The 20678-nt window shown below is 64.6% G+C and carries 20 protein-coding genes; 7 read left to right on the forward strand and 13 right to left on the reverse strand.

The window, feature by feature from the left end:
* Nucleotides 1–845: transglycosylase SLT domain-containing protein (locus tag GSQ89_RS09295; protein ID WP_216856081.1), on the forward strand; the 845-nt coding region annotated here is incomplete at its 5' end.
* A 12-nt stretch (nucleotides 846–857) separates the two neighbouring features.
* Here GSQ89_RS09295 and cyoD read toward each other — a convergent pair.
* Genes cyoD through cyoA form a run of 4 tightly spaced genes read right to left on the reverse strand, consistent with a single transcriptional unit; the run spans nucleotide 858 to nucleotide 4700 of the window.
* Nucleotides 858–1235, reverse strand: coding sequence for a cytochrome o ubiquinol oxidase subunit IV (gene cyoD, locus GSQ89_RS09300; protein WP_158924279.1), 378 nt, complete (start codon nucleotides 1233–1235; stop codon nucleotides 858–860).
* Entirely contained in the window at nucleotides 1232–1855 is a 624-nt protein-coding gene (gene cyoC / locus GSQ89_RS09305; RefSeq protein ID WP_158924282.1) for a cytochrome o ubiquinol oxidase subunit III, read from the reverse strand. Before cyoC ends, cyoD begins: the two co-directional genes overlap by 4 nt.
* Nucleotides 1852–3840: a cytochrome o ubiquinol oxidase subunit I gene (gene cyoB, locus GSQ89_RS09310; RefSeq protein WP_158924283.1), complete on the reverse strand. Its 1989-nt coding sequence runs from the start codon at nucleotides 3838–3840 to the stop codon at nucleotides 1852–1854. The genes cyoC and cyoB overlap by 4 nt, the downstream gene beginning before the upstream one ends.
* A 2-nt stretch (nucleotides 3841–3842) precedes the next feature.
* Nucleotides 3843–4700, reverse strand: coding sequence for a ubiquinol oxidase subunit II (cyoA, locus tag GSQ89_RS09315; protein ID WP_174254839.1), 858 nt, complete (start codon nucleotides 4698–4700; stop codon nucleotides 3843–3845).
* A gap of 132 nt (nucleotides 4701–4832) precedes the next feature.
* On the opposite strand from cyoA, the gene GSQ89_RS09320 reads away from it, so the two are divergent.
* Complete coding sequence (locus tag GSQ89_RS09320) at nucleotides 4833–4973, forward strand: hypothetical protein (RefSeq protein ID WP_158924287.1); 141 nt, start codon at nucleotides 4833–4835, stop codon at nucleotides 4971–4973.
* Between the two features lie 131 nt (nucleotides 4974–5104).
* Here GSQ89_RS09320 and GSQ89_RS09325 read toward each other — a convergent pair whose 3' ends face one another.
* The 5 genes from GSQ89_RS09325 to GSQ89_RS09345 all read right to left on the reverse strand — a co-directional run bounded on the left by GSQ89_RS09325 (nucleotide 5105) and on the right by GSQ89_RS09345 (nucleotide 9340).
* Nucleotides 5105–5368 (reverse strand): hypothetical protein, encoded by a 264-nt coding sequence (locus GSQ89_RS09325; RefSeq protein ID WP_158924289.1) that lies wholly within the window; start codon nucleotides 5366–5368, stop codon nucleotides 5105–5107.
* Nucleotides 5369–5546: 178 nt separating this feature from the next.
* Nucleotides 5547–6446: an amidohydrolase gene (locus GSQ89_RS09330; RefSeq protein ID WP_254073136.1), complete on the reverse strand. Its 900-nt coding sequence runs from the start codon at nucleotides 6444–6446 to the stop codon at nucleotides 5547–5549.
* Nucleotides 6443–7927, reverse strand: a complete 1485-nt coding sequence (locus tag GSQ89_RS09335; protein WP_158924291.1) for a tripartite tricarboxylate transporter permease — start codon at nucleotides 7925–7927, stop codon at nucleotides 6443–6445. The genes GSQ89_RS09330 and GSQ89_RS09335 overlap by 4 nt, the downstream gene beginning before the upstream one ends.
* Before the next feature lies 1 nt (nucleotide 7928).
* Complete coding sequence (locus tag GSQ89_RS09340; protein WP_158924293.1) at nucleotides 7929–8363, reverse strand: tripartite tricarboxylate transporter TctB family protein; 435 nt, start codon at nucleotides 8361–8363, stop codon at nucleotides 7929–7931.
* Nucleotides 8364–8368: 5 nt separating this feature from the next.
* Entirely contained in the window at nucleotides 8369–9340 is a 972-nt protein-coding gene (locus GSQ89_RS09345) for a tripartite tricarboxylate transporter substrate binding protein (RefSeq protein WP_158924295.1), read from the reverse strand.
* A gap of 131 nt (nucleotides 9341–9471) precedes the next feature.
* Here GSQ89_RS09345 and GSQ89_RS09350 point away from each other — a divergent pair, with 131 nt between their 5' ends.
* From GSQ89_RS09350 to GSQ89_RS09365, 4 genes are all read left to right on the forward strand, one after another.
* Nucleotides 9472–10134: a GntR family transcriptional regulator gene (locus GSQ89_RS09350; RefSeq protein WP_158924297.1), complete on the forward strand. Its 663-nt coding sequence runs from the start codon at nucleotides 9472–9474 to the stop codon at nucleotides 10132–10134.
* A complete protein-coding gene (locus GSQ89_RS09355; RefSeq protein ID WP_158924299.1) occupies nucleotides 10131–11294 on the forward strand; it encodes an LVIVD repeat-containing protein in 1164 nt (387 codons plus the stop codon). The genes GSQ89_RS09350 and GSQ89_RS09355 overlap by 4 nt, the downstream gene beginning before the upstream one ends.
* Nucleotides 11294–11530, forward strand: a complete 237-nt coding sequence (locus GSQ89_RS09360) for a hypothetical protein (protein WP_158924301.1) — start codon at nucleotides 11294–11296, stop codon at nucleotides 11528–11530. Before GSQ89_RS09355 ends, GSQ89_RS09360 begins: the two co-directional genes overlap by 1 nt.
* 264 nt (nucleotides 11531–11794) lie before the next feature.
* Complete coding sequence (locus tag GSQ89_RS09365; RefSeq protein WP_158924303.1) at nucleotides 11795–13291, forward strand: aldehyde dehydrogenase family protein; 1497 nt, start codon at nucleotides 11795–11797, stop codon at nucleotides 13289–13291.
* A 168-nt stretch (nucleotides 13292–13459) separates the two neighbouring features.
* On the opposite strand, the gene GSQ89_RS09370 is transcribed toward GSQ89_RS09365, so the two are convergent.
* From GSQ89_RS09370 to GSQ89_RS09380, 3 genes are read right to left on the reverse strand one after another with little or no spacing between them, the layout of a single operon-like run.
* Nucleotides 13460–14350, reverse strand: coding sequence for an HlyD family secretion protein (locus tag GSQ89_RS09370; protein WP_158924305.1), 891 nt, complete (start codon nucleotides 14348–14350; stop codon nucleotides 13460–13462).
* Nucleotides 14347–14559 (reverse strand): DUF1656 domain-containing protein, encoded by a 213-nt coding sequence (locus GSQ89_RS09375; protein ID WP_158924307.1) that lies wholly within the window; start codon nucleotides 14557–14559, stop codon nucleotides 14347–14349. Before GSQ89_RS09375 ends, GSQ89_RS09370 begins: the two co-directional genes overlap by 4 nt.
* On the reverse strand, nucleotides 14556–16607 hold the full coding sequence (locus tag GSQ89_RS09380) for an FUSC family protein (RefSeq protein ID WP_158924309.1): 2052 nt from the start codon (nucleotides 16605–16607) through the stop codon (nucleotides 14556–14558). Before GSQ89_RS09380 ends, GSQ89_RS09375 begins: the two co-directional genes overlap by 4 nt.
* A 270-nt stretch (nucleotides 16608–16877) precedes the next feature.
* On the opposite strand from GSQ89_RS09380, the gene GSQ89_RS09385 reads away from it, so the two are divergent.
* Entirely contained in the window at nucleotides 16878–18290 is a 1413-nt protein-coding gene (locus tag GSQ89_RS09385) for a CoA transferase (protein WP_158924311.1), read from the forward strand.
* 693 nt (nucleotides 18291–18983) lie between these two features.
* On the opposite strand, the gene GSQ89_RS09390 is transcribed toward GSQ89_RS09385, so the two are convergent.
* Entirely contained in the window at nucleotides 18984–20348 is a 1365-nt protein-coding gene (locus GSQ89_RS09390) for an FAD-containing oxidoreductase (RefSeq protein ID WP_158924313.1), read from the reverse strand.
* Nucleotides 20349–20678 lie beyond the last annotated feature (330 nt).

A 20678-nucleotide genomic window follows, 5' to 3' on the forward strand; every position in this document is an offset into this window, starting at 1 on the left:
CGCGAAAGCCGCTGGTGGGGGAAGTTGCCGGCCGGCTAAGCCAGCATGGCGGTCAGCCACACGCCGTTCCAGGGCCCCGCTTCATGCGCTGTCGTCCGCTTCACCTGTTCGCACTGCTGAGTCTGCTCTGGCTTGCCATCCCTGTCGCGGTGGCCGCCCCGGCAGCCGACTGGCAGGCCACCCAAAGCGCCCAATGCCAGGCCGCCATCGCCACGGCCGAGACGAAATACCATCTTCCGCCCAACCTGCTCGGCAGCATCGCCAAAGTGGAAAGCGGCCGGCCGATCGCCTCCCTCGGGCAGGTGAGGCCCTGGCCGTGGACGATCGACGCCGACGGCCAGGCGCTGTTTCTGGACAGTCGGGCAGCCGCGGTCGCGTGGGCGCGGCAAGGCCTGCGGCGCGGCGTGCGGTTCATGGATATCGGCTGCATGCAGGTGGATTGGCAACTGCACCCCGACGCCTTCAACTCCCTGGACCAGGCGTTCGACCCGGCCGCGAACGCCGACTACGCCGCCCGCTACCTCAGATCCCTCTATGTCGAAGCCCATGGCGACTGGAACGTCGCGGTCGGCTGGTATCACTCCCACACCGTCGACCTGGCCGAGGACTACCGTGACCGTGTTGCCGGGGTCGGCGCGGGAATCCTGACCGGGATCAACGGCCCCGAACCCTTGTTCCAGAGGGCCATTCGCCAGGGCACCCTGCGGATGGCAATGGTGGGCGGCGGCATCCTGACAATCAACATCCACCGCCAGCCACGCGCCAGGTCCGCCAAGCCAATGAGCCGCTGCCGCATCGCCCTGGAACTGGCCCCCCTGTTGTCATCGCGCGTCCGAGGCTGCTGAGTCCGCCGGCCGTTACCGCTGCATCTGCATCATCTGATCCATCGGGATCATGTTGTGGTTCAGATGCGCCATGATCCACAGCGACCCCGTCAGCACCAGCAACACGATCAGCACGCCGAACGCCAACGCCATGACATTGTTGACGTTGTCCGGCCCGGTCGTCATGTGCAGGAAGAAAACCAGGTGAACCCCCATCTGCGCGATCGCCAAAACCACCAGCGCGACCGGAATGCTCGGCCCCCACACCAGTGTGGTGCCGGAGATGAAGAACGACACCACGGTCAGCAAGCTCGCGAGGCCCAGTCCGATCAGGTAGGTGCCGACGCCTTCGGCCTCGTGTTTCTCGACCGGCTCGTCACCCGGCGCGGTATCCGGTTCGGAGGCACTCATCGCGCGACTCCCATCAGGTAAACCACGCTGAACAAGGCGACCCAGATGATGTCCAGCGTGTGCCAGAACAGCCCGAAACACAGCATCCGCCGCAGGATGTCGGCGCGATACCCCTTGGCATAGACCTGCGCCATCATCGTCAGCAGCCACAGCAGCCCGGCGGTGACATGCAGCCCGTGGCAGCCGACCAAGGTAAAGAATGCCGACAGGAACGCACTGCGCGTCGGCCCGTCCCCGCGCGCGGCCAACCCCGAGAACTCATGGATCTCCAGCCCGAGGAACGCCGCGCCAAGCACGAACGTCACCGCCATCGCGCCATAGAACAACAGCCCGTTGCGCGCTCGGGCGCCGATGCTGGCGAGGCCGCAGGTGAAGCTGGACAGCAGCAGGCAGGCCGTCTCCACCCCGACATTGGGCACGTCGAACAGGTCGTGCCCGTCCGGCCCCCCGGCCGTAGCCCCGACCAGCACCGCATACGTCGCGAAGAAGGCCGAGAACATGACGATGTCGCTGAGCAGGAAAATCCAGAATCCATACCCGACAATGATGCGCTTGGACGCCGAACCATCGTGCGTGCGACGCGGCCCGCCATGGCCGGCGGTGGCTTGTGCGGCGCTCATGATGCTGCCTGCGCGTGGATCAGGGCGGCTTCGCGGGCGCCGCGATTGGCCCGATCGATCCGTGCGACAGTCGCGGCCGGAATGGTATATTCGTCCCGGTCCCGCCACGCGAAGACGACGAACGTGGCATAGGCGCCCACCAAGGCCACCGCCACCATCCACCAGATGTGCCAGATCAGTGCGAAACCCATGATACTGGCGAAAAAGGCACAAATGAAACCGGTCGGGCTGTTCCGCGGCATCTCGATCGCCTCATAGTCCGGCTCTGCGTTCGGCGGCGCCTGCTTCATGCTCCAATAGGCGTCGATCCCCTCGACATGCGGCAGGACAGCGAAGTTGAAGGCGGGCGGCGGCGACGGCGTCGACCATTCCAGCGACCGGCCGTTCCACGGATCGCCGGTCTCGTCGCGCAGCGCCTCGCGATGGCGGATGCTGACGACAAGCTGGGCGATCTGCAGGATGATCCCGGCCAGGATGATCGCCGCCCCGCCAGCCGCGATCAGCAGCCACGGGTGCCATGCGGGCACGTCGTAATGCTGCATGCGCCGGGTCATGCCCATCAGGCCCAGCACATACAGCGGCATGAAAGCGACGTAGAAGCCGACAAACCAGCACCAGAATGCGGCTTTGCCCAGCCCCTCATGCAGCCGGAAGCCGAACGCTTTCGGAAACCAGTAGCTATAGCCGGCGAACCCGCCGAACAGCACGCCGCCGATGATCACGTTGTGGAAATGCGCCACCAGGAACAGGCTGTTGTGCAGCACGAAATCCGCCGGCGGCACCGCCAGCAGGACCCCCGTCATGCCGCCGATCACGAACGTGACCATGAAGCCGATCGACCACAATATCGGCGTGGAATAGACGATCCGGCCGCCGAACATGGTGAAAATCCAGTTGAACACCTTCACGCCGGTGGGCACCGCGATGATCATCGTGGCAATGCCGAACATCGCGTTCACGTCCGCCCCCGCGCCCATGGTGAAGAAGTGGTGCAGCCACACCATGAACGCCAGGATGCAGATCGCCATCGTCGCCGCGACCATGGACCGGTAGCCGAACAGCGGCTTGCGCGAAAACGTCGAGATCACCTCGGAGAATACGCCGAACGCCGGCAGGATCAGGATGTAGACCTCCGGATGGCCCCACGCCCAGATCAGGTTCATGAACATCATCACGTTGCCGCCGGCCGTGTTGGTAAAGAAATGAAATCCGAGGTAGCGGTCCAGCAGCAGCATCGCCAGCGTGGCGGTCAGGATGGGGAACGCGGCGACGATCAGCAGGTTGGCGGCCAGTGTCGTCCAGCAGAACATCGGCATGCGCAAATACCGCATGCCCGGCGCATGCATCTTCAACACCGTGGTAACCAGGTTGACGCCGGACAGCAGTGTTCCGACGCCGGAAATCTCCAGCGACCACAGATAATAGTCCACGCCAACGCCCGGCGAATACGCCAGCTCCGACAGCGGCGGATACGGCAGCCATCCGGTGCGGGCGAACTCACCGACCACCAGCGACAGGTTGACCAGCAGTGCCCCCGTGGCGGTCAGCCAGAACCCCACCGAATTCAACGTCGGAAACGCAACGTCCCGCACCCCAAGCTGCAACGGCACCGCGAAGTTCATCAGCCCGATCACGAACGGCATGGCAACGAAGAAGATCATCAGCGTGCCATGCGCCGAGAAGATCTGATCATAATGTTCCGGCGGCAGGTAGCCAGGCGCTTGGAATGCCAGCGCCTGCTGCGACCGCATCATGATCGCGTCGGTAAAGCCCCGCAGCAGCATCACCATCGCCAGGAAGGTGTACATGACGCCGATGCGCTTGTGATCGACGCTGGTGATCCACTCCCGCCACAAATACGGAAACCACCCCTTCAGCACGACCAGGATGAGCACCCCGGCGATCACCACGCCGACCAGGGCCGCGGCGAACAACGGGATCGGCTGGTCGAACGGGATGGCCGCCCAGGTCAGCTTGCCCAGCATGCTCAGCCCCCGGTCCGTGGTGAGACGGTCACATCAGGCCGACCGGCGGTCGGGCCGGGTCCGGGCGGCACTTTCTGGGTGACGATCTGCTCGAACAGACCCGGATCGGCCGCCCGGTAAGTGTACGGAACCGTGTCCATGCTCTGTTTGGCCAGCGCTTCATAGCTGCTGGCGTCCAGGGTCGGACCGGACTTGCGGGTGGCCTCCACCCAGGCGGTGAACTGATCCGCCGGCACCGCGTGAACCGCGAAATGCATGCCCGAAAACCCGTCCCCGCTGTAGTGGCTGGACAGCCCGGCAAAGGTGCCCGGCGAGTCCGCAAGCAGGTTCAATTGCGTCGTCATGCCGTTCATCGTGTAGATCATGCTGCCGAGCTGGGGGATGAAAAAGGCGTTCATGACGCTCGCTGAAGTCAAGGTGAAGTGAATGGGCACGCCGGCGGGAACCTCCAGCGCGTTGACGCTCGCGATCTGCTGCTTCGGGTAGATGAACAGCCATTTCCAATCCAGCGACACGACCTGCACCTCCAGCGGCGGCGTTTTGGAGGCAAGCGGCTGATAAGGATCAAGCGCGTGCGAGCCGATCCAGGCAACCCCGCCGAGGAGGGTGATCACAAGAAGCGGAATGCCCCAGACGATCAGCTCCAGCCGGCCGGAATAGACAAAATCCGGCAGATAGCGCGCCCTGGCATTCGACGCTCGGAACCACCAGGCGAAACCGAGGGTCGCGGCAAGGGTCGGCACCACAATGGCCAGCATGATCGCCAGCGAGTCGATCAGGATGGTCTTGTCCGCGACCCCGACAACACCCTGGGGATCGAGGACAGCCGCATGGCAACCCGCCAGCAGAAGGGATGCCATGACCGCCGCGGCCCGGACACCCACCGATCGATGGCGCCGCACAGGGCCACCGCTATCCCGAGAACCGTCTGGCTTGGCACTCATCACGACCGCCTTTACGGTATCCCGGCACGCACGACGAAGCACTTCCCGGTGAAGACCCGGCAAGTGCCGATCCAGCCGGCGCCGACCCCACGTCAGCACACCCCCAAGCGGCAGCACACCCCCAAGCGGCGGCGCATCTTCGTCATGCCGACGGAGGTCGGCATCCACGCCTTGTGCCTCTCCAAGTAAAGGCGTGGATAGCAAGTCGCCGCCACCACGACGACAAAAGGACGGTGCCGATCGGACAGTCTTTTCGCCGGCTGATGTTAAACAGCAGGCATGGCACGCCCTCTATCGGCGTGTTGAATGTGGCACGCTCTTTACCACAGCGTCATGGCCGTGCTTGGCGCGGCCACCCACGTCTTGCGGTGTTGACCCAAGCCGACGTTCAAGAATGTTCGCTCCACATGGAGGGCCGTCGCATCCAAATCGTCGGCTGACCTGCCTACGGCGAAAATCGGAGCTGCTTCCGCGCGGAAACAAAGAATTTCAAACGCAAATGCAAGCAAATCAAAGCGCTCTGATGACCTCATGGAACGGATCAATCCGTATTCATCATCCACGGCCTGTAAGGTCGCTTCCAAAGAAACGAGCGTTCATTCCTCCTTATTTGCGCACATTTGCGTTATAATTCTTCGCCGTCGATACGGCACCGACCGGCCATCAGAAGCTTCCCGGCAGCGAGCACTCCGTGTCACCGTACGTCCGCCAAAACGATCGATCCACATTGGACACCGCCCCACCTAGACCCCCCGCCAGCCCTCACGCAAACCCATACAACCGCCGAGGATTCTCCACCAAAATCGCCTCCCGCTGCGCCACCCCAGGCACCCAGTCCAACAACAGATTGGCAATATCCGCATCGTTCGGCATCCGCTTCTTCATCATCACATGCGGCCAGTCCGTCCCCCACAGCAGCCGCTCCGGCGCCGCCGCCACCAGCGCGTGCGCCATCGGCACCACATCCCGATACGGCAACTCCTGGCCCGAGATCCGATACGGTCCCGTCAGCTTCACCCAGCACCGCCCGCTATCCAGCAATCGCAGCAACGACTGGAACCCCGCATTCCCCACGCCACCCTTATCCGCATGCACGTACCCCAGATGCCCCAGCACAACCGGCACCGGCAGTTGCAGGCACGCTGCCGCCAAATCCGGCACCGCATCCGCCTGCAACAGGAACTCGATATGCCACCCCAACGGAGCAATCCGTCGCGCCAGCGGCATGATCTCCTCCAGCACCATCACATTGCGATTTTCGTGCCGATCGACGATGTTGATCCGCACCCCGCGCACCCCCGCCTCATGCAACGACCGCAGCGCCGCATCATCGATCGACGGCTCCACCACCGCCACGCCGCGCAGCGACTCCCCACCCGCCCGCAACACATCCACCATCGCGGTATTGTCAGTCCCATACACGCTGGGCTGAGTCAGCACCGCCCGCTCCACCCCCAGCGCATCCAGCATCCGCCGGTACATCGGCCACGTCGCGTCCGGCGGTGTGTAGATACGTTCCGCCGCGTACGGATAAACCCCGAAAGGCCCGCAGATATGCGCATGCGTGTCGCACGCCCCAGGCGGCATAACGATAACAGGCCGCCGCGTATCCGGATCGGCCGCCATGCACCACGGCGCGGTAGCGGGAACGTCTTCGGTCATCCATCTCTCCCTGGTCGCATGGAATACGCGGCCCATCCCAGCAGGCAGACCGCCATCACCAGCAGCGTCAAACTGATCGGCCGCGTCACGAACACCCCCAAATCCCCCCGAGACAGCAACAGCGCCCGACGCATGTTCTGTTCCAGCACCGGACCCAGGATAAAGCCCACGATCAGAGGCATAGGCTGGCAGCGCAACACGCTGAACGCGTAGCCCAGCACCCCGAACCCCGCCGCCAGCATGACGTCGAACGCCGAGTTGTTCACGCTGTACACGCCGATGCAGCAGAAGATCAGGATCGCCGGCACCAAAATCCGATATGGCAACGACAACAGCTTGATCCACACCCCCACCAGCGGCAGGTTCAGCACCAGCAGCATCAGATTGCCCAGCCACATGCTGGCCAAAAGACCCCAGAACACGTCCGGATGCTCGCTGATCATCCGAGGCCCCGGCGCGATCCCCTGCACCAGCATCGCCCCCAACATCAGCGCCATCGCCGCGCCCGCCGGAATCCCCAGCGTCAGCATCGGAATGAAATGCGTGATCGCCGCGGCATTGTTCGCCGCCTCCGGCCCGGCGACACCCTCGATCGCCCCGTTGCCGAACCGGCCGCGATCCGCCGCCAACTGCCGCTCCAGGCTGTAGGCTGCGAACGAACTCACCATCGGCCCCGTGCCCGGCAGCAACCCCAACGCCGACCCCAATGCCGTACCGCGCAGGATCGGTTTCCACGACGCCATCAAGTCCGACCGCTGAGGCAGCAAGCTGCGCAGCGGGGCAGGGGCCGTCCGCGCCAATCCCCCGCGTCCCAGATTGGCGATCAACTCCGCGAACGCGAACACCCCCACGGCGATGATGATGAAATTGATCCCGTCCGCCAGGTTGGGACTGGCGAAGGTGAACCGCATCGTTCCGGACTCGATGTCGGTCCCCACCGTCCCCAGCAGCAGCCCCAGCAGCGACATCCCGATATTCAGCAGGAACCGCCCGCGCGCCAGCACCACCGTCGCGATCAGCGCCACCAACACCAGCGACGTATATTCCGGCGCCGCGAACCGCAGCGCCACCGAGGCCAACGGTGGCGAGAACAACGCCATCAGCAGCACGCCGAAACTGCCGGCGAAAAACGACCCGATCGCCGAGATGCACAGCGCCGGTCCCGCCCGTCCCTGCCGCGCCATCGGATGCCCATCAAGGCAAATGACGATCGACGACGGATCGCCCGGCGTATTCAGCATGATCGCGGTCGTCGACCCCGCATGATGCGCACCGTAATAAATCCCGGACAGCATGATCAGCGACGCCACTGGAGTCATCTTGAACGTCAGCGGCAGCAGCATCGCGATGGTGGTCAGCGGCCCGATACCGGGCAGCACGCCGACCAAAGTCCCAAACGTCGCCCCCAACAAACAATAGAGGAAATTATCCGGCGTCAGCGCCACCCCGAACCCGGTGGCCAGATGAGCAAAAAGATCCATGTCAGAACAACGAAAACGGCAATTTCAGGCCGTAATGAAAAATCCCCGCCGCCATCACCGACAGCACCGCGGCGATCACGCACGATTCCAAGACCGCGGGCTTCGACCCGGCCATGCAAGCCAGCAACGCCGAAATAAACACCGTCGGCACCAGTCCAATTCGATCGATCGAAAGCGCGAACACCGCAACCGCCGCACCGATCACCAGCACCGGCCGCAGCGCCACCCGTTCCCCGCCCACCACGGTCACGGACAACGCCCGCACCACCGAAGCGGCACCCACCAGGACCAGCAGAACGCCGACAACGACAGGGAAATACCCCGGCCCCATATGCAGCGCCGACCCGACCCGATACCCGCTCGCGATACCGATGGCACCCAACCCGACCGACAGGAACAGCAGCCCGGCAACGAACCCGCCGGAGTCTCGAATCACCGGTTTCATCCGATATGAACGCCGGCCCGCTTGATCACCTCGCCCCACTTGACCGATTCGGCCTCGATATAAGCCGCGAACGCCGCCGGCGTATCGCCCGCCACATCCACCCCCAACCCCGTCAGCCGCTTGGCGACATCCGGCTGGTGCAGCGCCTGCACCGTCGCCGCGTTCAACCGATCGATCACCGGCCCGGGTGTATGCGCCGGCGCCACCAGTCCATGCCACGTCGTCGCATCGAAATCCGCCACCCCGGCTTCCTGCATCGTCGGCAGATCAGGCAGCGCCGGCGACCGAACCGCCGAACTCACCGCCAGAGCCTTCAGCGACCCGCTTTTCAGAAACGGGATCGCGCCCACCGAGGTCGCGAACATCATCTGGATCTGCCCGCTCATCAAATCCGTCAGCGCCGGCGCGACACCGGGATACGCCACGTGGACAATATCAATCCCCGCTTTCAAACGAAACAATTCCCCCGCCAGATGCGCCGCCGTGCCGTTACCCGATGACCCAAAATTCAACTGCCCCGGCTTGGCCTTCGCCAGCGCGATCAGTTCGGACACCGAACTGACGCCCAACGATGGACTGACCACCAAAATATTCGGCTGCCGCCCGATCAGCGTGATCGGCGCGAAATCCGTCAGCGGATCGAACCCCAAGCGCTTGTACAGGAACGCATTCGCCGCCAGGATGCTGTTGTTAGCCATCAGCAATGTATACCCATCGGCCGGCTGCTTCGCCGCGATCTCCGCCGCCACGTTACCGCCCGCCCCCGGCCGGTTATCCACCACCACCGACTGCCCCAACTCCGCATTCAACTGCTGCCCCACAATCCGAGACAGCACGTCGCTCGGTCCACCCGGCGGAAACGCCACCAGCAGCCGGATCGGCTTGTCCGGATACCCATCCGCCCGAACGCGCACGACTCCAAACGTCGCGGCGACGCCCAAACCAACCAGTCCACGACGGGCCAGCATGCAGTTTCATCCCTTCCAAAGCCGCCCCCAGAACAGCACGCGTCCCAACCGCCGGCAAGCCAAATATCGATCATTGCATCCAATCGCCGTTTTGAGCGATATTCCGACAACCCTCCAAGGGACACCAACGCATGTCATCAACCACCCTCGCATCGACAGCCTACGGCCGCCTGCGGCGGGAAATCATCGCCGTCGAGATCCCCCCCGGCGCCCGCCTGCACACGCGCCAGCTCTGCGCGCGCTACGACATGGGCCTCAGCCCCATCCGAGAGGCGCTCAGCCGCCTCTCCAGCGAGGGCCTCGTCCGCCAATCCGACCAGCGCGGCTTCGTGGTAACGCCGCTGACCGCCGGCGACCTGGACGCCCTGACCCGCACCCGCATCTGGCTGAACGAAATCGGCCTGCGCGAATCCATCGCCCACGGCGACGATGCCTGGGAAGAACAGGTGATCGTCAGCTTCCACCGCCTGTTCCGCATCCCCCGCTTCATCGACGACGCCCGCAACCAGGCCTGGGACGCCGCCCACCAGGTCTTCCATGCCGCCCTCGTTGCCGCCTGCCGCTCCCCGTGGCTGACCGGCTACTGCGAACAACTGTTCGACGCGTTCGAGCGCTATCGCAACCTCTCCGCCTTCACCGCCGCCGCCCGCCCTGGCCATATCGACGAACATCGCGCCATCATGGAGGCAACCGTCGAACGCAACGCCGACCAGGCCTGCCAGCTAATACGAAATCATTACGAGCTGAGCGCCACACTGGTGCGCAAACAACTTTCCCTGGGGACACCGTCATGATCGAGCAGGAATCAAAGAACTTCAAACTGATCGGTCACGATCCGTCCGCCGCCTTCGGCTGCGGCAGCCTGGTCGAAGTCCGCAACGGCCACGCCTATGTCGGCTCCGTCGGCGTCGACGGCGTCGAAGGCTTCACCGTCCACGACGTCCAGGACCCGCGCAAGCCGCGCAAGGTGTGGGAATTCAAGGCACCCCCCGGCATCCACATGCACAAGTTACGTTACGTGCATGAAAACCTGCTCTACGTGAACTCTGAACGCCTGCCCGGCGATCGAGGCGCCAACGCCCAAGGTGGCTTCTACATCTTCGACATCTCCATCCCGCACACCCCGCGCCAGGTCGGCTTCGTCAACATGCCCGGCAGCGGCCCGCACCGTTTCGGTGTCGACAACACCCGCCACCTTGCCTTCATGCCCTCCGACGCACCCGGCTGGGACAAACGCGTGATCTGGACTATGGACATCAAGAACCCCCTGAAGCCCGAACCCATCAGCATCTGGGGCCTGCCCTGGCAGAAATCCGAGGGCGGCGAACTCGGCAACGATCCCGTCCCCGGTGCCAACACCTGCACGCTGCACGGCCCGCCGATGATCCGCGGCGACCGTATGTTCGCGGCCTTCTGGGGCGGCGGCATGGCTGTCATCGACTGCGCCGACCTCACCGACATGAAACTCCTCGGCCACGTCAAATGGTCGCCGCCCTTCGTCGGCTGCACCCACACCGCCTGGCCGATCGGCAACCGCCCCTATCTGGTCGTCACCGACGAAGCCCGAGGCAAGCAGAACTACTGGGACAGCCAGTTCATGTGGATCGTCGACATCCGCGACGAAACCAATCCCACGCCCGTTTCCACCTGGTTTCCCGAACGCGAGAAATACTTCAACCGAGGCGGTCGTTTCGGCGCCCACAACATCCTTGAAAACGTAACGGACGACGGCCCCTGGGCCAACATCGTCTTCATCACCTACTTCAACGCCGGCCTGCGCGCTGTCGATGTCAGCGACCCGCTGCGCCCCACCGAAATCGGCTGCTTCGTCCCCGGCGTCGCCGACGGCGAACGCGCCGTCCAATCCAACGACATCGGCGTTGACGACCGAGGCCTGCTCTACGTCATCGACCGCTGGGGTAAGGGCATGCACATCGTGGAGTACACCGGCTGATGTGCAGCGCATGTGAAGGGGCCGACGAACAAGCCGGCATCAGCCCGATCCTGGCCGCAAGAGCACGCCGTATCGAAGCGCGCATGCCAGGCCCGAAAGTCCCAGACCAGTACTGGGACATTCTCCTCGGCCACGCCGGCGGTTCGGTGCCATGGCCGGAAACCCGGCGCATGCTGACAGCCCTGGACCAGGCAGAACAACGCCCCGGCGCCGCCCTACGCTGCGACGCCGCCTGACGGGGTAAAGTAAGGCGAGGGGCGCCGCCCCTCGACCCCGTCAAAGGCAGAGCCTTTGAAATCCATTCATGGGGTATGGGGAGGAGGGCCAACTCGGAGGTTGCAACATCGACGTTGGCCCTCCTCCCCATACCCCATACAAGGTTCCAAGGGGCCTCGCCCCTTGGCGGGTCCAGGGCGGAGCCCTGGCCTTCCTTCACTCACCTGGACACCGTCGCACCCCCGACGCTATATCTATCCAGCTATAGCGAGGGAGGATGAACCATGGATGCCAACACATCTGAAGGCCGGCTCAGCAGCAGCGCGAAGGCGTTTATCGCCCGCAAACACAAGCTTCTGATCGACGGACAATGGGTCGACGCCAAGTCCGGCAAGACCTTCGCCGTGTATGACCCGTCCAACGGCCAGCAAATTGCCCAGGTCGCCGAAGGCGGCGCCGAGGACATTGACCTCGCCGTCAAAGCCGCCCGCCGAGCCTTCGAGGACGGCCCCTGGTCGAAGATCAAGCCCGTGGAGCGCGGCAAGATGGTCTGGCGTCTGGGCGACATCCTGGAAGCCCACGCCGACGAGCTGGCCGAACTGGAATCGCTCGACAACGGCAAGCCGATCCGCGACGCAAGAGCCGTCGATCTGCCGTTCGGCGCCGAATTGCTGCGTTACATGGGCGGCTGGTCAACCAAGATAAACGGCGCACACATTTCGATCTCCGCCCCCGGCGACTGGCACGCCTATTCGATGCGTGAACCGGTCGGCGTCGTCGGCCAGATCATCCCCTGGAACTTCCCGCTGCTGATGGCGGTATGGAAGATCGCCCCGGCCCTGGCCGCCGGCTGCACCATCGTGCTGAAACCGGCGGAACAGACCCCGCTCACAGCCATCCGCCTGGGTGAGTTGATCACCGAGGCCGGCTTCCCGCCCGGCGTCGTTAACGTCGTCACCGGCGACGGCACCCCCGGCGCCGCCCTGGCCGCCCACCCCGATGTAGACAAAGTCGCCTTCACCGGCTCCACCGAGGTCGGCAAGCTCATCGTCCAGGCCGCCGCCGGCAACCTGAAGAAAGTCTCACTGGAACTCGGCGGCAAATCGCCGGCCATCGTCTTCCCCGATGCCGACCTGTCCGTCGCCATCCCCGGCGCCGCCAACGGCATCTTCTTCAATATGGGCCAGTGCTGCACCGCCGGCTCCCGCCTGTTCGTGCATGAACGCGTGTTCGACAAGGTCATGACCGGCCTGTCCGACGAAGCGTCCAAGCTGAAGATCGGCCCCGGCCTCGACCCGGCCACCCGCATCGGCCCGCTCGTTTCCGACGAACAGTTCCGGCGCGTGACCGGCTTCCTGGCGTCCGGCCGTGAACAAGGCGCCGAAGTCGTCACCGGCGGCAAGCGCTTCGGTAACGAAGGCTACTTCGTCGAACCCACGATCCTGACCAAGACGACGCCGGAAATGAAGGTCGTCCGCGAGGAAATCTTCGGCCCGGTCGTCTGCGCGATCCGCTACAACGACGACGACCTGGAGCGCATCGCCCGCAACGGCAACGCCACCGAATACGGCCTCGCCGCCTCGATCTGGACCCGAGACATCGGCGTGGCGCACAAGATGGCCCGCAAGCTGAAGGCCGGCACGGTCTGGATCAACGTGCACAACTTCAACGACGTCGCCCTGCCGTTCGGCGGCTACAAGCAGTCCGGCTGGGGCCGCGAAATGGGCTACGAGGCGATCGAACTCTACACCGAAGTCAAGGCCGTCGTCGCGCTGCTGTAACACCAGCAGCCGTCGTCATTGACCCTTCGGCGTCGCCGTGCAACCGTCATGGCGGGCGGAGGCCGCCGTCCATGCCTTTGTTTTCGCTGATAAAAGGCGTGGACAGTGCTCGGGCCTGACCCGGGTATCAGCATGACAAACATGGACAGAACCGGGAGCGGGCCTCGCTCAGTGCGCCGTCCCCGGCTCGATCGTGACCGTCGCCGTCCGCCCGATCACCAGTTCCATCCCCGCCGGCACCGAATCCGGCTTCACCCGCACCGGCACCCGCTGCGCCAGCCGCACCCAGTTGAACGTCGGGTTGATGTTGGCCAGCAGGTCGGGGCTGTCCGTCCGCTCCCGATCCGCGATCCCGGTGGCAATGCTCTCCACATGCCCGGTCAGCTCCCGGGATTCCCCCATCAGCCGCATGACCGCCCGATCGCCGATCTGGATTTTCGGCAGCTTGGTCTCCTCGAAATAGCCCTCGATCCGGATCGTCGCGCTGTCCACCAGCGCCATCACGCCCTTGCCCGTGGTCACGTAATCCCCCGGCTCCAGCGCCACGTTGGTCACCGTCCCATCCACCGGGCTGATCACTACGGTCCGCCGCAAATTCAGGTCCGCCACCGCCCGATCCGCCACCGCCTCCCGATACGCCGCCTGAGCTGATTCGGCGTTGGTTTCCCGCTGTTGCTGCGCCTCCTCCGACACCGACAACTGGTTCAGCCGCTGGTAGCGGTTCGCCTCCCGCTGGGCCTCATCCATCGTCGCCTTGCGGCTGGCCATCGCCGCGTCCGCCTGCGCCAGCGCCAACTCGAACCGGTCCGGATCGATCCGGAACAGCTCATCGCCACGCTTCACCGTCTGGTTGTCCCGCACCATCACCTGAGTGACCAGCCCGGACACGTCCGGCGCGATGGTGACCACGTCGGCCCGCACCCGCCCATCCCGAGTCCACGGCGCCTCCTGGTAATACGCCCACAGGCCTCGGCCCGCGACCAGTGCGACGGCAACGATCACCAGCGTCAGGACCGGACGGCCGACATTGAACGCGAAACGGCGGAAGAACGGTTTCATGATTGCATCCAAGAGGACATGACGCTGGCCACGGCGGCCAGGATCAGGACGTACAGCGACAAATCCACCAGCGCCCGGTGCCACACCAGCCGATAGAAACCGATAGCGGCCAGACAACGGCGCAGCACCGCGATCAGCGCCAGCGCGATCAGCGCCCAGACCAGCAGCACCGGGACGAACACACCATAGACGTCGAACTCACCGATCATGCCGCCTCCCTCGCCAGCCCACCCGGCGGCGGCGTCGGATGGAACGGTTCGGCATCGGCGAACAGCCCCCGCCTGATGCCCACCAGTTGCAGCAGAAGATCGCCGGCCCCCGCCATCGCGACGGCGGCATCCAGCGCCCGGTCGATGTCGCTCAGCAGAGCAGGGGAGGGCGACCGCACCCGCCCCGCCACCACCTGATCATGGAAATGCCGGGCGGTGCCGGCGACCACATCGTCCACGGCCGCCCGCAACGGCAGCGGCAGGCCGTCGCGATCATGCTGCAGGTCGATCATGTTGATACCAATACGCAGGTCGGCCAGCACATCCGCCGCCGCCAGCTCGTTGTCCGTTCCGATCGCCGCCAGCCGAGGCACCAGCAGCCCCAGCCGATCTATCAGTAGCGCCGACAACGCCCCCCGCTGATGCGGCTCCCGGTGGTTCGGAATGGCCGCCAGATCGCGCCAGTTCGCCCGCAACAACCGCCTCGCACTCCATTCCGCGCCAACCGACCGCATCAGCGCGGTCACCACCGCCGCCCCCGCGACACCCAGGATCGCCGCGATACTGCCATCGGCATACGTCACGAAATCCGCCGCGTAGGCACTTTCCAGGCTCAGCAGCGTCGCCGTCAGGAAGCCCAGCGGCGTGCCCAATAGCTGTGTGGCGGGCATCGCGATCAGCAGGCCCACCGGCACGAAGAACGCCGCCAGCACGAGTGTCAACATCTCGAAATCATGCACCAGCGGCAGGATGGCGAACAGCCCGATGCCGACCGCCACCGCGGCGATGACCACGCTCAGCAGCATGCCCTTCAGCGCCGGGGTCGGGTCGTCCAGCGCGGCGAACAGACAGCACGCCGCCGCCGCCAGGGCTGCCATGTTGCCGCCGGCCGCCCAGCCCGTGCCGATCCAGAACGCGCACACCAGCATGACTGTGATGACCGCCGCGAGGCCCGACAACAGCGCCAGCCCACGATCGTGGTGCTGCCGGTCCGGTGCATGCGTATGCACGGCGAGCGGGTGCGCCAGCGCGCCGCCACCCTGTTCGACGTGCTGACGCAGATCGCGCATGTCCTGCCGCAGATCGACCAGTTGACCCAGGCGCTGCAGCACGCTGCCGCGCATGATGTCAGTCCACCCGGCGCGCGGATCGGTCTCCGCCTGGCATCGGGCGATCGACGCCCGCATCCGATCGGCCTCGCTGCGCGGCGGCGGCGGCTGGACCGCCCGCACCCATACGCCCATGTCCGCCAGCAGCCGCGTCAGGCCGGGAGTCATCCCGCCCTCCGCCCGCAGCGCACCCAGTCGGTCATTGATCGACGACAACAGCGGCAGCAGCAGCACCATCCGCTTCTGCAACTCGGTCACCCATCGCGTCGCCGTCTGGTAGCGGGAGGTATCGTAGGCAAGGTGCGATCCCAGCAACCGCAATTCAACGACATCCGCCGCCAACTGGATATGTGCCTGCCGCTTGTCGAGATCGGGCCGGCCGGCCAGCACGTCCTCGGTCCAGTTGAATGCGTTGCCAGCCCAGATGAGGATCCGCATGCTCAGCGCCGGCCCCAGTTCGCGTGGAAACACCACGGTGCCGATGACGGTCGTGCAGATGATGCCGAGCCAGATTTCCTCGACGCGGGCGAGCGCGATGGACCAGATCGCATCCGGCGTGGTGACGGCTGGGAAGCCGATCAGCGCGGCGGTATAGCCGGCCAGCATGAACACATAGCTGCGCGGCGTGCGGTCCAGCAACGCGATGTAGAGGCACCCGCCCACCCAGACAGCCAGCGCCGTGGTCAGCAATTCCGGCGCGTCCACCAGGTTCGGCACCAGCGCGATCGTCGCCGATGCGCCGATCGCCGTGCCGATCAGGCGATAGATCGCCTTGGAGCGCATCGCCCCGGTCAACGGTTGCGAAACGATATAGACTGTCGCCATCGCCCAGTACGGTCGATCCAGCCCGATGGCCATCGCGATGTACAGCGCCGCGATCGCCGAGGCGAAGGTCTTCAACGAATAGATCCAGTCGCTGATGCCAGGCCACCGGCTCATCGGCCGGTGATCCGGACCGACCTTGTCTGTGGGCCGGTATTGGCCCCATGCTGGGGGCGACTGATTCGGACTGTGAACGGCATGGGTCACCCCGGGGTGGAGATTGGCGAAAGACGAGGTTCGGCGTCCTGTACTGCGCGGCTCCGTGGTATCGGTTCGGCTCTCCCTGGTCCATCCCGCGGTGTCCGAGATGTTCGCGGGCGTGGGTTCGCGGCATGATGCCGCCGGACGATCACAAGACCGTAATCACAACACGGGGAGATGACCACCATGGCGCATGACGCCTTACGCACCATCCTGCCGAGCACCGGCCTGTCCGCCGAACGGGCGGCTGCCGTAACCTTCACCGGCGGCACCGATCCGATCCTGCCCACCCCGTTCCGCGTCGGAGAGGCCGGCGCCGCGACACTGGCCGCGACCGGCCTGGCCGCCGCCGATCTGTGGGAACTGCGCACCGGCCGGCGCCAGGACATCGCCGTCGATGTCCGCCAGGCCACGGCGTCGTTGCGCAGCGCGCATTACCTGAAGGTCGGCGACGGCCACATCTCCTCCGCGCGCAACCCGATCATGGGCGTCTACCCCACGAAAGACGGCCGCTGGAGCTACGTCCACGCCAACTTCCCCAACCACCGCGCCGCCGCCGTGAAAGTCCTGGGCTGCGAGGAAACCCGCGAGTCGGTCACCAAAGCGGTGGCCACCTGGAACGCCCTGGACCTGGAGGAAGCCATCCTGGCCGCCAAGGGCGCCGGCGGCATGGTGCGGACCAAGGCCGAATGGGCTGAGCATCCCCAGTCCGCCGCCATCGCCGCGCTGCCGCTGATGGAGATCATCCGCATCGGCGATGCCCCGGCCGAACCGCTGCCGCCAGGCGACCGCCCGTTGTCGGGCATCCGCGTGGTCGATATCACCCGCGTGCTGGCCGGCCCGACCTGTGCCCGCACACTGGCCGAACACGGCGCCGATGTGATGAAAATCTCCGCCGAACATCTGCCCAACCTGGGCTACCAGGAGCTCGACACCGGCCTGGGCAAGCTGTCCACCTATCTCGATCTGCGCGAGCAACAGAACGTCGACACACTGCGTGGCCTGATCAAGGACGCCGACGTGTTCTCCCAAGGCTACCGCCCCGGCACGCTGGGTGCGCGCGGTCTTTCGCCTGAAGAACTGATCGCGCTGCGTCCCGGCCTGGTCTATGTCTCGCTGTGCGCGTTCAGCCACGCCGGCCCCTGGGCATCCCGCCGCGGCTTCGACACCGTGGTGCAGACCGTCAGCGGCATCACCGCCCGCCAGGCCGAAATCGTTCCGGGCAAGACCCCGGGACCGCAGTTCTATCCGCTGTCCGCGATCGATTACTGCACCGGCTACCTGATGGCGGCCGGCGCGATGATCGCGCTGAAACGCCGGGCTCAGCAGGGCGGCAGTTGGCTGGTCCGCATCTCCCTGGCCCAGGTCGGCAAATGGATCGTCGACCGCGGCGAGGTCCCGGCCGAAGCGCTGCGCGACATCCCGGAGGAATTCACCGCCGAGGAACTCGATCGCTGGTCGATGACCACAGACACACCATCCGGCCGCCTGCGCCACCTCGGCCCCGTCGTCCAAATGTCTGAAACCGCCCCCCGCTGGGCCCGTCCCGCCGTGCCGCTGGGCTACCACCCCCCCGTCTGGCCGCCACGCGGCGGCTAGGGGAGCGGCATTCCGGACCTTGTTGTGGTCGTGCCACGCACGGCCATAACAAGGAAGGGCCTAAAAGAGTCTTCGCGGTGGAGTGTTCCGCCTTCGCGGGCATCGCGGTTCGGCGATGCCGTCAACAAGGAAGCAATCAAGCGGACACAGAGTTTCACTGAGTTCGCACGGAGTTTCACAGAGTTCGTGTTTCAATCGGCAGATCAAGGTGCGCTTGCACGCGCGGGTCAGGTAAGGCACTTCGATGCAACGAATTCAAGGATGAAGCCCGGACATTATACTAACGGTCGCCGATGCCAACGCTTCCGTCAGCCCCATCCGTCATCCCCATCCGTCATCCCCATCCGTCATGCCGACGAAGGTCGGCATCCACGCCTTTTACATGTAAAAACAAAGGTCTGTCTGGCGGGCCTCCGCCCCATGGGCGTTAAAATAGGGCACGGGCCTACCCCCGTGTCATGGTCCGGCTTGATCCAACCACCAACGACTTTGCTGGATTTCGCACGAAAAGTCAGGGGCTACGGATTCTGCGTCAATGATGAGCCAACTCCACCCCCTATTCTAACGCCTACGAGGCCTCCGCCCGCAGGACCATTGCTCGGCGGTGCTCAATGCAACTCCGTGCGAACTCAGTGTCCGCTTGATTACTTTTCGCTCCCCACCACCCCACTGCATACGTACCAAAATAACAACTCAAACCGCCCGCAACCCACCCAACAGCACCGGAATGAACTCCGACACGGTCGGATGAATATCCACCACCCGTTGCAAAACCGGATAAGGTGCCTTCGCATACATCATGTCCAGGATGCCATGCACCACCTCATCGCCACCCACCCCCAGAATGGCCGCACCCAAAATCTCCTGCGTATCGGCCGAGACAACGATCTTCATCACCCCCGCCGTCTCGCCCTTTTCGATCGCGCGTGAAACGTTCGCCATCTCCAAACGGCCCACCAGCACCTTGTGCCCTGCCGCCACCGCCTCATGCTCCGTCATCCCGGCCCGCCCCAACGGCGGATCGGTGAACAGCGCATACGCCACAATCCGATCGGTCACCCGGCGACTGCCGCCATCCAGCAGCGTATCGGCGACGATTTCGTAGTCGTTATAGGCCGTATGCGTAAACGCCCCCCGTCCATTGCACTCGCCGATCGCCCAAATTCCGGGCACGCTGGTCCGCAACGCATCGTCCACCTGAATATACCCATGCGAATTCACGGCCACACCCGTCGTTTCCAGCCCGAGATCATCCGTATTCGGCCGCCGCCCGGCGGCCAACAACAGATGCGACCCCGAAATCGACGCTATACCCGCCGCACTCTCCACACTGACCTCGATCCCGGCGGCGACCGCGGTGGTCTTCGTGCCCAGCCGGACCTCGATCCCCTCTGCCTCCAGTATCTCACGAACAGCATCGGAAATCTCCGTATCCTCCCGCCCGATCAGCCGAGGCCCAGCCTCGATCACCGTGACCGCGCTGCCGAAACGCCGATAGATCTGCGCGAACTCCAGCCCCACATAGCTCCCCCCGATAATCACCAAATGGCTCGGTATCGTATCAAGATCAACAATCGTGCTGCTGGTCAAATACGGCACCGTATCGAGGCCCAGGATCGGCGGGATCGCAGGCCGCCCACCGACATTGATGAAAACCCGTGGCGCACGCATGGTTTCACCACCGGCAACCACCTCGCCAGCCGAAACGAACCGCCCATGGTCCTGCACGACGATAATCCCCTTGGTCCGCCGCAACGAAGCCTCCAGACCATCCCGACTGGATGCGACGATGGCATCCTTGCGCGCCTTCACCCGCTGCATGTCGATCGAGACGGCGCCGCCTATCGTTACGCCATAGTCACTTGCCCGTCGCGCCAGGTGCGCGGCATAGGCGCTCGCGACCAGCGCCTTCGTCGGGGTGCAACCGGTGTTGACGCAGGTGCCGCCGAACCTGGCACGCTCGATGATCGCAACACGCTGCCCATCCTTCGCCAGGCGGCGCGCCAGGGACGGCCCAGCCTGTCCGGTGCCGATGACGATGGCGTCGTATTCGGTCATCGGTCAGGCCGATGGCGAGGCATGCAGCGTGACGATACCGTTCGACACACCTGCATGGACAGAGCGTTGCTCATGGGCGTACCTCCATTATCAATAACCCGTTTGTTCTTACGATTTACCACTGTCCACCGTCAATTTTAGGGTGTTGGCTCATCCTATTTAGGTAAATGGTCATCGAATCACTGACACACGTCCGTCATGATTACACAATCCCAAAAACGTGATTGGCGTAACGTGCGGAGCAGGGGCCTAATATCACGAAACCGTGCGTAACGCGCGAACAAGTTGCGCATTTGTTCCATGTTTCCCGTATCAATGTCGCGACGTCCC

This window comes from Acidisphaera sp. S103, from assembly GCF_009765975.1.
Lineage (GTDB): Bacteria > Pseudomonadota > Alphaproteobacteria > Acetobacterales > Acetobacteraceae > Rhodopila.